8 protein-coding genes are annotated in these 10,675 nt (G+C 74.4%); 7 read left to right on the plus strand and 1 reads right to left on the minus strand.

The window, feature by feature from the left end:
* The first annotated feature begins 68 nt into the window (after positions 1-68).
* The gene (locus tag AB0B48_RS28935) at positions 69-740 is read left to right on the plus strand and encodes a BON domain-containing protein (protein ID WP_357206996.1); all 672 of its coding nucleotides are present in this window, start codon (positions 69-71) and stop codon (positions 738-740) included.
* A 151-nt stretch (positions 741-891) separates the two neighbouring features.
* Positions 892-1,947, plus strand: coding sequence for a glycosyltransferase family 4 protein (locus tag AB0B48_RS28940; protein WP_357207006.1), 1,056 nt, complete (start codon positions 892-894; stop codon positions 1,945-1,947).
* Between the two features lie 18 nt (positions 1,948-1,965).
* Here the strand turns inward: AB0B48_RS28940 and AB0B48_RS28945 are convergent, their stop codons facing one another.
* The gene (locus AB0B48_RS28945; protein ID WP_357206998.1) at positions 1,966-3,468 is read right to left on the minus strand and encodes a protein kinase; all 1,503 of its coding nucleotides are present in this window, start codon (positions 3,466-3,468) and stop codon (positions 1,966-1,968) included.
* A 165-nt stretch (positions 3,469-3,633) separates the two neighbouring features.
* Here AB0B48_RS28945 and AB0B48_RS28950 point away from each other — a divergent pair, with 165 nt between their 5' ends.
* The 5 genes from AB0B48_RS28950 (at position 3,634) to AB0B48_RS28970 (ending at position 10,518) form a co-directional block, all read left to right on the plus strand.
* Positions 3,634-4,467, plus strand: a complete 834-nt coding sequence (locus tag AB0B48_RS28950; protein ID WP_355008125.1) for a patatin-like phospholipase family protein — start codon at positions 3,634-3,636, stop codon at positions 4,465-4,467.
* Entirely contained in the window at positions 4,467-5,471 is a 1,005-nt protein-coding gene (locus AB0B48_RS28955; protein WP_357207001.1) for a 1-acyl-sn-glycerol-3-phosphate acyltransferase, read from the plus strand. Before AB0B48_RS28950 ends, AB0B48_RS28955 begins: the two co-directional genes overlap by 1 nt.
* A 21-nt stretch (positions 5,472-5,492) precedes the next feature.
* Positions 5,493-5,813, plus strand: a complete 321-nt coding sequence (gene cutA / locus AB0B48_RS28960; RefSeq protein ID WP_091406014.1) for a divalent-cation tolerance protein CutA — start codon at positions 5,493-5,495, stop codon at positions 5,811-5,813.
* Between the two features lie 48 nt (positions 5,814-5,861).
* The gene (locus AB0B48_RS28965) at positions 5,862-9,329 is read left to right on the plus strand and encodes a hypothetical protein (protein WP_357207003.1); all 3,468 of its coding nucleotides are present in this window, start codon (positions 5,862-5,864) and stop codon (positions 9,327-9,329) included.
* A gap of 136 nt (positions 9,330-9,465) precedes the next feature.
* A complete protein-coding gene (locus AB0B48_RS28970; RefSeq protein WP_357207005.1) occupies positions 9,466-10,518 on the plus strand; it encodes an acyl-CoA desaturase in 1,053 nt (350 codons plus the stop codon).
* The last annotated feature ends 157 nt before the right edge of the window (positions 10,519-10,675 follow it).

Below are 10,675 nucleotides of genomic sequence, written 5' to 3' on the forward strand. Positions count from 1 at the left end.
GTGAACCGCCGTCACCCGTCCGCCCGGCAGGTTCGGAGGGCGACGACCGGAACCGGGGGTGGAGTGCCATGACCGAGGTGGTGGGTGTCCGCGAGGACCAGCGGATCCAACGCGACGTCCTGGCCGAGCTGGCCTGGGACCCCCAACTGCAACCGAACGAGATCGGAGTGACCGTCGACCAGGGCGTGGTCACCCTGACCGGCTTCGTGGACGGTGCCGCTCGCGGTTGGGTCGCGACGCGATGCGCACAGCGGGTTCGCGGCGTACGGGCGGTGGCCGACGAGGTGGAGGTGCGGCTGCCCGGCACCCCGGGGCGTACCGACGCCGAGATCGCCGACGCCGCCACCCGCGCCCTGGAGTGGGACAGCTTCGTGCCCGCCGAACGGCTGGACGTGACAGTGGCCAACGGCTGGCTGATGCTGCGCGGCGAGGTCGAGTTCGGGTGGCAGCGGCGGGCCGCCGAGGGCGAGGTGCGCCGGCTCGACGGCGTACGGGGGATCACCAACCTGATCGAGGTACGACCCGCGGCGCCACCGGACGCCGAGCGCCTGCGGCGGGACGTCCAGCGGGCGCTGCTGCGCACGCTCGGCGGCGAGCGGGTGACCGTCGAGGTGGACGGCGACACGCTGGTCCTCGCCGGGGTGGTCCGTTCCTGGTGGGAACGTGACCAGGTCGAGCGGGTGGCGTGGTCCGCGCCCGGGGTGCGGGTGGTCCACGACCAGATCCTGGTGGGCGGGTGATCGTCGTCCGCCATGTCCGGTTTACCTGGGACGCTACTGGGAAACCGCCGCCGACCAGCGGTGCCGCCGTACCGGGGAGCAACGGGGAGGACTCGTGGCCGTGAACCACCCGCCTGCGGGCCGCCACGAGGAGCGGTCACTGCGCATCGCGATGGTGGTTCCGCCGTGGTTGTCAGTGCCGCCGCCCGGCTACGGCGGCCTTGAGCAGGTCGTCGCCGCACTGGTGGACGCGCTCTGCGGGCAGGGGCACTCGGTGACCCTGTTCGGCGCCGGAGGTGACCACGGCACGGCGGCCGACGGCTTCGTCTCCACGGTGGCCGAGGTCCAGTACGAGCGGCTCGGCGAGTCCCTGCCCGAGCTGGCACACCTGGCCCGGGTGAATCGGCTGATCAGCCCGGCCGACTTCGACGTGATCCACGACCACACCACGATCGGTCCGCTGGTCGCCGGCCGTCGGGCCGTGCCGACGGTCGCGACGGTGCACGGCAACCCCGTGGGGGAGTACGGCGACGTGCTGAGCGACATCGACGCGGGCGTGTCGCTGGTGGCCATCTCGCACGCCCAGCGCCGGCTGAACCCGAACCTGCCCTGGGCCGGTACCGTGCACAACGCGCTCGACATCAGCGGTTTCCCGCGCAAGCACACGCCTGGCGCGGGGCCGGTGCTGTGGCTGGCCCGGTTCAGCCCGGACAAGGGCCCGGACACCGCCATCAAAGCGTGCCGGGCGGCCGGACTGCCCCTGCTGTTGGCCGGCAAGTGCAACGAGCCGGCCGAGCGCCGCTACTACGAGCAGGTCGTCGAGCCGATGGTCGACGAGGACGTGACAGTGGTGCTCAACGCGGACCGCGCGACGACGCTGCGGATGCTCGTCGACGCGCGCTGCCTGATCATGCCGATCCAGTGGGACGAACCGTTCGGCATGGTGATGCTGGAGGCGATGGCCACCGGCACGCCGGTGGTGGCGCTCAACCGGGGTGCGGTGCCGGAGCTGGTGCGACCAGGGCTGACCGGGCTCGTCGTCGAGCGGTCGGAGGAGCTACCCGCGGCGTTGCTCGCGGCGGAGCGACTCGACCCGGAGGACTGCGTGACGCACGTGGCCCGGAACTTCTCGGTCGAGCGGATGGCGAGCGGCTACGCCGAGGTCTATCGGCGATTCGCCCTCGGCCGGCACGACGTCCGTGAACCGGACCGGGTGCCGGTGCGCTGACCCACCGGTGACTCCGGGTCAGGCCCCGGTCGCCCCCAGCTCGGCGATGGCGGCGTCGAGTCGGGAGGCGTACGCCGGGCTGATGCCGCCCTCACCGAGACGGACGGCGACCTTGGCACGTAGCCGGGCCACCGGCGGTGCCAGCTCTTCGCGGCCGGAGCTGACCGCGACGGTCAGGTTGCGCAGCTCGTTGCGCAGGTCGAGGGCCACGTCGTCGCGGATCTCGCCGGCGCTCAGCCCGGTGCCGATCAACCCGTCGACCCGGTTCGCGACCTCGGTGAGGGTGCCCGGGTTCGAGGTGGGAGCCCCGGTGGTCGGCTTCGTCGAGGGCGTCGGGGTCGGCGGGGCGGACGTGATCGGCGTGGACGGCTGGGGGGCCGGCGGGTCGGTCGACGGGGTCGTCACCGGCCCGGCGGAGGGCTGCGCCCGGCGGGTCGGCTGCTGTTCGGGCAGCAGCGCCACCCCGGCCACTGTCACCCCGACGGCCAGCACCGCCAGCAGCACCACCAGTCGCCGCCGCGACCAGCCCGACCCGGTCGGCGGCTCGCCCGCGTTGGAGGAGGCTCCGCCGTCCGAGGCGGCTCCATCCAGCCGCGCCGCCGCCGGGACGCTGGCCGTCGCGACGGCTGGCGACTGCGGTGGCAGGGGCTGGGTGGGCACCCGGATGGTCGCCGTCGGGGGCTCGGCGGGCAGCGAATGGTCGCGGAGCGCGGTGGCGACCTGCCGGGCGGTGGGCCGGTCGGCCGGATTCCGGGCGAGGCTGCGCAGGCAGATCTCGGCCACCGGCGCGGGCAGGTCCGGTAGATCGGCCAGCGTCGGCGGCGGACCACTGGCCAGCGCGGCGCTGAGCTGCTCCCAGGTGTCCGCCGGATACGGGACCCGGCCGGTGAGCGCCTCGTGCAGCAGCACGCCGAGCGAGTACACGTCGGTGGACGGCTGGGCCGGCGCGCCGTCGAGACGTTCCGGTGCGACGTACGCCGGGGTGCCGAAGGTCTCGCCGTCCTCGTCCTCGTCGGGCGCGCCGATCCGGGTGGCGATGCCGAAGTCGAGCACCTTGACGCCCGTCCCGGTCATCATCACGTTGGCCGGGGTGATGTCCCGGTGCACGATGCCGAGCCGGTGCGCCGCCGCCAGGGCATCCGCTACCTGTGCGCCCACCTGGACCGCCTCGGTCCACGGCAGCGGCCCCTCGGTGAGCCGAAGCTTCAACTCCTCGCCGCTGAGCAGCTCCATCACCACGAACGAGGTGATCGAGCCGTCCGGGTCGACAGTCTCGCCGTAGTCGTGCACGGAGGTCAGGTGCGGGTGCACCAACTGGGCGGCGGCCCGTGCCTCCTCGCGCACCATTCCCCGGAACCGCGCGTCCGCGGCGAGTGACGGGGCGAGCACCTTGAGCGCGACCACCCGGTCCAGTACCTCGTCCCGGGCACGCCAGATGACCGACATGCCACCGGCGCCGATCTGGTCCAGAAGTCGGTATCTGCGAGCCAGCAATCGGCCCGGATGCAGCGCTGCCTTCACGGATCGCACCTGCCTCAGGGGTGGGAGCGGTATCAGGTTGCGCGAATGTGTCCTGCCTGTCAACGCCGTCGCCACCGGCCGTCGACGGACGGTGCCTGCCGTGCGCCGACCGCCGGCCGACAGCGGCCCACCGGTCGGCGGCGGGCCCGTGCCAGGATGGACGACATGGCGGGGGGACCGGTGGCGTTCGTGCTCGGCGGCGGGGGAGTGCTCGGCGCGGTCGAGGTCGGCATGTTGCGTGCCCTGTTCCGGGCCGGCATCCAACCCGACATGGTCCTCGGCACCTCGATCGGCGCGGTCAACGGCGCGCTGGTCGCTGCGGACCCGTCCGAGGCGGTGACCGACCGGCTGGTCCGGCTCTGGGCCTCACCCGAGGCGAGCGAGGTGTACGGCGACTCGGTCGCCCGGCAGCTGCGCCGTTTTGCCGCCCGTACCCACCTGCACTCGCCCCGGCCGCTGCGTCGCCTGTTGGAGACCGAGCTGGGGGTGGACACGACCTTCGCCGATCTGCGGGTGCCGTTCCGGTGCTGCGCTGCCCACATCGAGCGGGCCGCCGAGCACTGGTTCGACAGTGGTCCGGTGGTGCCGGCGGTGATGGCGTCGGCCTCGGTGCCGGGCCTGCTTCCGCCTATGGAGATCGACGGCGCGCACTACGTGGACGGCGGCATCGTCAACTCCATCCCCATCGGCGAGGCGGTGGCCGTTGGCGCCCGCCGGATCTACGTCCTCCAGGTCGGTCGGATCGAACGGGAGCTGACTCCACCCCGTCGGCCGTGGGAGATCGCGCAGGTAGCGTTCGAGATATCCCGCCGGCACCGCTTCTTCCGGGAGTTGGCGGCACTGCCGGAGGGGGTGGAGGTGCACGTCCTGCCGACCGGCGGGCTCAACCCCCGCGACGACACGCCGTGGGCGTACCGGGACATGGCGGCGGTGGGACGGCGGATCAGTCGCGCGTACACGGCCTCCCGGCGCTACCTCGCCGCCCACCAGGAGCGTTGATGCCGTTACCTCCGCGGTGGCTGCGTCGGTTGCTGTTCGCGCCCGCCGTCGTGCTGCTCGCCGTCGTGGTGGTCACCACGCTGCCGATCTGGGCGCTGCTGGCCGCTGCCGCGTCGCCGCTGGTCCCGGGCCGGTTGCGTCCACTGCGACTGCTCTGGATCGGCTGTTTCTACCTGGTCTGGGACGCTGCCGCGCTGCTCGCGCTCTTCGTGCTCTGGGTCGTCTCCGGGTTCGGCTGGCGGACTCGGTCGCCGGCCTTCCAGCGCGCGCACTACGTGCTGGCCGGCTGGTTCCTGCGGGTGCTGTTCTGGCAGGCACGTTGGACACTGCGGTTGAGCATCGACGTGGTGGGCACCGACCCGGACACTGCGCTGCCCGGCCGGCCCGAGCTGGTGCTCTGTCGGCACGCCGGGCCGGGCGACTCGTTCATCCTGATCCACGGGCTGGTCAACTGGTTCCACCGGGAGCCTCGGATCGTCCTCAAGGACAGCCTCCAGTGGGATCCGGCGATCGACGTGCTGCTCAACCGGCTGCCCAACCGGTTCATCGCGCCGACTCCGGAGCGCGGCGAGGAGACGGTACGCCAGGTCGGGCACCTCGCCACCGGCCTGGACGACAACGACGCATTCGTGATCTTCCCCGAGGGCGGCAACTTCACCCCTCGGCGACGGCTGCGCGCCATCGCCCGGTTGCGCTCCCTCGGCCTGGAACGAATGGCCCTGCGCGCCGAGCGGATGCGCCACGTGCTCGCCCCGCAGCCCGGTGGGATGCTCGCCGCGCTGGACGCCGCACCCGACGCCGGGGTCATCTTCGTCGCCCACACCGGTCTGGACCGGATGCTCACCGTCGCCGACGTGTGGCGGGAACTGCCGATGGACAAGCGGATCGTGATGCGGTTCTGGTCCGTGCCGCCGGAGGACGTACCGACGGGACGGCAGCAACGCATCGACTGGCTGTTCGACTGGTGGGCGCAGATTGATGCCTGGATCGCCGCTAATCGGTAAATGTCCGCGTAGGGTGCGGGCGTGGACGAGATCTGCGTGGTGACAACGGTGGTGGACGCGCGTTCGGTCGCCGACGTGCTGGCGGCTGCGGCCGTCGCCGGCAGGCTCGCCGCCTGCGCCCAGGTGGGTGGTCAGGTGGACAGCACCTACTGGTGGCGGTCCGGAATGGAGACGAGCACCGAGTGGTCGGTGCAGTTCAAGACCGCACCGGATCGGCTCACCGCGTTGCTGGACCAGATCCGGGTCAGCCACCCGTACGAGGTGCCGGAGATCCTGGTGTCCAGGGTGGAGAGCGGGAACCCCGACTACGCCACCTGGGTGTACGAGCACACCCGATCCTGAGTACGCGCACTCTGGGTCGCACCCCGGTCGGTTGTCGATGATGACCCGGTGGACGACACCCGTTACCCCTGCCCCGCCTGCGGCGCACCGGCCGATCTGAGCGCCGGATGCTCCGGCTGCCGGCGCGCACCCGACCCGATCGCCGCCGAGGTGGTTCGGCTGAGCCGGGAGGTCGCCGAGCTTGAGCCGCAGGTGGAGCGGGCTCGTCGCACGTACACCGAGCTGGCCGGACGGCTGTCGACAGTGTCCGGGCGGCGAGCCGAACTGGCCGCGGTCGTCCGCGCCGGGCTGGCGGCCCCGGTCGTGGCGCGCCCGGTGCCTGCCGCCGGACCGGCGCCGTTCATCGGCCCGGGCCCCGGCGTCGCGACGGGTTCGCGGCCGGGTGCGGCGGAAACCTCGACCCGGACGGTCCAGGGTCTGCTCTTCGTCCTCGGTGGACTCCTGCTGGGCACCGCGGCCGTGGTGTTCACCGCGGTCGCCTGGGCGGCGGTGGGGGTCGCCGGCCGGGCGTTGATTCTGGCGGCGTTCACCGCGCTCGCGCTGGGCGTACCGCTGCTGGCGGTCCGCCGAGGGCTGCGCGGCACGGCGGAGACGTTCGCCGCGGTGGGGTTGCTGCTGGTGGTGCTGGACGGTTACGCGGCCTGGTCGGTGGACCTGGCCGGCGTGGCCGGCTGGCCGGGCAGCCGGTACGCCGCGCTGGTCGGGGGGGCCAGCGCGGCGGTCGCCGTGGCGTACGGCCGGTGGAGCGGGTTGACGGGGCCCTGGTTCGCCGCCCTGGTGGCCGCCCAGCCGGCGTTGCCGCTGCTCGCCGCCGAGGCCGGGCTGGGTGCGGCGGGGTGGGCGTTGGTCCTGCTCGGGGTGGCGTCGCTGAACCTGGCGGTGCTGGCCGCGCTGCGTGGCCGGGGAGGGGCGGCGCAGCTCGTCGGCCGGGTGTTGGCCGGCGCCGGTCACGTCGCCGCGTTGGTGGGCGCTTCGGCGTGCGCGGTGGTGCCGCTGGTCGGTGGGCGGGCGGGGGGCTCGCCACTGCTGGCCGGGGTGCCGCTGTTGCTGGTCGCGCTGACCGGGTTCGGCGCGGCCTGGCTCGTCGGGGGGCGGGCGCTGCGGGCGGTGGCGGCAGGGCTGCTGGTGCCGGTGCTCGCCGCCGCCCTGCTGCGTCCGGTGGCGGAGCTGCGGCCGTCAGTGCTGCTGCTCGCGGCGGCGACTGTGGCGCTGGGGATCGCCGCCGCCGTGCGGTTCCTGCCGGCGTTGGCGGCGGTGGACGGTGGCGGCGGTTGGCGGACCGGTCCGCGGGCCGGCGCGCTGTTCGTCGCGGCCGGCACGGCGCAGGTCACCCTGTTGATCACTGTCGGGCTGGCGGTCGCCGCCGTCGGCCGGTCGTTGCCGCCCTGGGGCGGGGCTGGGACGGGGCCGGACCTGAGCTGGGGTTGGCAGCTGGCTCCGGCGGTGGCACTGACGATCGGTGCCACGGTGCTGCTGCTCCCTGCCAGCACGCGGGCGGTGCTCGCCACGGCCGGCGCGGTGGCGGTGCTGTTCGCCGTACCCGCCGGCTGGACGTCCTCCTGGCCTCAGGTGGTGGCCATCGACCTGGTCGGCGGGGTCGCGTTGCTGCTCGCCGTACTGGCCCGTCCGACCACCCCGCCCGTCGCCCTGCGCTCGCGTGCGCTCGGCGGTGCAGTCCTGCTCGGGCACGGGCTGCTGGTCGCCCTGGCCGCCCCGGCCGGTGCCCTGGTGGCGCTCGGCGTGCTCGCCGTGGTCGGGCTGGCGCTGGCCGTCCGACAGGGGGCCGGCGCGTACCGGGAGGTGGCCGGTACGGGTCTGCTGGTCGGGCAGCTCGCGCTGCCAGCGATCGCGGCGGTGGCGACGTTCGCCGTGGGCGGGCCGCCCTGGTGGCAGGCCCGGCTCGCGCTGGCCGCCGCCGGGTTGTCGCTGGTCGCGGCGCTCGCGGTCCGTCGCCACCGGGTGGAGCTGATCGGGTACGCGGTGACCGGCGCCGTCGCCGCGGTGACCGTGCCTGGCCTCGCGCCGCTGGTCGCGGCGGGTGACGAGCCGCTCGCGCCGTACGCGGCGCTGGCCGCGTTGGGTGTCGCGCTCGTCGCCGGCTGGCTGCCGTCGGCGAGCGCCTCCGGCCAGGCGGCCCTCGGGGAGCGGCCGGCGGTTGACGGGCGCGAGTCGGCCCGGTCGGCGTTGTTGCTGGCGGCCGGCGGAACGCTGGCGGTGGTCGCCGTCCTGGCGGCCCTGCCGACAGTGCTGACCGCGCTCGGGTCGCCCTACGGCGGCTGGAACCGGGTGTGGTCGGGGGCGCCCACCGTCGTCGCCGACCCGACGGTGCTCCCGGTCGGGTTCGCGCTGGTCGTGCTGGCGGTGGCCGGTGCGCTGGCTGGTCGGCGGGTCGGCCTGCCGGTGCCGGCCGCGCTGCCGTTCCTAGCGGCGGCGCTGCCGGTGCTGCTCATCGCGATCGGCGCGCCGTGGCCGGTGCTGCCGGCCGCAGTTCTGCTCGCCGGCTTGGCGGCGCTGCTGTTCACCGCGCTGGCCGCCGCCCGCCCGGCGCTCACACCGGTCGCCGTGCCGGTGGGCGTGGTGCTGGTGGCCTCCGGTGTGCTCGGTCTGCTGGCCACCCGGGCCGGGACGCTTGCCGCCGAGGGGGCGCTGCTGGTGGCGGCGGTCGCGGTCGCCGCCGGCGCGCGCCGGTTCGAGGTACGGGTCGCCGGCTGTCTCGCCGCCGTGGGCGCGGCGTCCGCGTTGGCGGTGACCGCGCCCCTCGCCGGTGGGCTGCCCCTGCGGGCTGCCTCGTACCCACTGCTGGGGGTGGCCGCGTTGGTGTTGACCGCTGCGGCGGTCACCCCGGCGCGGGTCCGGCTGGGGCGGGTGCTGGACGCCGCCGCGCAGGCCGTCGCGCTGGTGGCGGCGGTGCTCGCCGTCGAGGCGGCGCGGCACCTCGCCACCATCTGCGTGCTCTGGGGTGCCGCCGTCGCGCTGCGGCTGCTGCGCCGGGGTGAACCGGCCGGCCGGCGGTGGGCGTTCGCCGGGATCGCCGCCGGCAGCGAGTTGCTCGGGGCCTGGGTGCTGCTGGCCGCCGGAGGGGTGACAGTGCTGGAGGCGTACACACTGCCGGCTGCGGCGCTCGCCGTCGGAGCGGGTCTGCTGGCGCTGCGCACCCGGCCGGGGCTGACCAGCTGGCCGGCCCTCGGCCCGGGGTTGGTCGCGGCGTTGCTGCCCAGCCTCGTGTCGGTGCTGGCCGGGGCGGACCCGCAGCCGTGGCGGCGACTGCTGCTCGGCGCGGCGGCGACCGGCGCGGTGCTGGCCGGCGCGACCCGCCGGTGGCAGGCGCCGGTGCTGCTCGGCGGCGGGGTACTGACGCTGCTGGCGCTGCACGAGCTGGCCCGGGGGTGGGATCTGCTGCCCCGGTGGATCTACCTGGGGATCGGCGGGCTGGCACTGGTGGGGCTCGCCGCCACCTACGAGCGGCGTCGACGTGACCTGGCTCGACTGCGTGCCGCGGTGGGCCGACTGAGCTGAGCCGGACCCGTAGGGGTAGGGCCTGCCCTACCCCCCATTCGGGGGCTGTCGGGGTTACTCACCGCTACCGCGATCGGGAGACTTGACAGCAAGCCCGAACCATCCTGGCGCGGGCGCAAGAGGAACGGGAGCAGCGATGGCGCTCGGAGCGGTGGCGGAACCGCCGGTACGACGGCGAGGCAGTGACTACGCACAGTTGTCCCGACGGATCAGCCAGGCGGGCCTGCTGGAGCGGCGCCCCGGCTGGTACGTCACCCGCATCGTGCTCACCCTCGGTGCCTTCGTGGCGGGCTGGGTGGCCGTGTTCCTGCTCGGCGACTCCTGGTGGCAGCTTCCCCTCGCGGCCCTGATGGCGGTGGCCACCACGCAGGTCGCGTTCCTCGGCCACGACGCAGGGCACCGCCAGATGTTCCGTCGGCGTGGCCCCAGCGAGCTGGTGGGCCTGTTCGCCGGCAACGCGGCGGTCGGGCTCAGCTACGGCTGGTGGGTCGACAAGCACAACCGGCACCACGCCAACCCGAACCACGAGGACGAGGACCCGGACGTCGGCGCGGGCGCCCTGGTGTGGACGCACGAACAGGCGTTGGAGACCCGCGGGGTCGGTCGCTGGATGGCCAAGCGGCAGGCGTACCTCTTCTTCCCGATGCTCCTGCTGGAGGGCCTGAACCTGCACGTGGCGAGCATCCGGGCCATCGTCGGCCGGGAGCCGAACGGCGGGTACACCGTGCCGATGCGGCACCGGGCGGCCGAGGCGGCGCTGCTCCTCGCGCACACCGTCGGCTATGTCGCGCTGCTGCTGGCGGTCATGTCCCCGGTCAAGGCGTTGCTCTTCGCCGTCGTGCACCAGGCCCTGTGGGGTCTCTACATGGGTTGCGCGTTCGCGCCAAACCACAAGGGCATGCCGATGCCGACCGCCGAGGACGAGTTGGACTTCCTGCGTAAGCAGGTGCTGACCTCCCGCAACGTACGCGGCAGCCGGCTCGTGGACACCGCCCTCGGCGGTCTCAACTACCAGATCGAGCACCACCTCTTCCCGAACATGCCCCGCGCCAACCTGCGCCGGGCCCAGCCCATCGTCAGGGCCTACTGCGTCGAGCAGGGCATCCCGTACGCCGAGACCGGGCTTGTCGAGTCGTACCGGCAGGCACTCGGTCACCTGCACGAGGTGGGTCGGCCGCTGCGCGGCTGACCAGACCGGCCGTTGCGCGGCCGTGACGACATCGATCGGCGGGGGGGGGCGGGTTGATGGCGCCCCCCCCGGGGGGGGGGGGGCGGCCCCGCGTGTGGGGCACCCGGGGGGCGGGGGCGGGGGGGCGGGGCGCCGGGCCCCGCCCCCGGCGGGGCGT

The organism is Micromonospora sp. NPDC049089, assembly GCF_040648775.1.
Taxonomy (GTDB): Bacteria; Actinomycetota; Actinomycetes; order Mycobacteriales; family Micromonosporaceae; genus Micromonospora.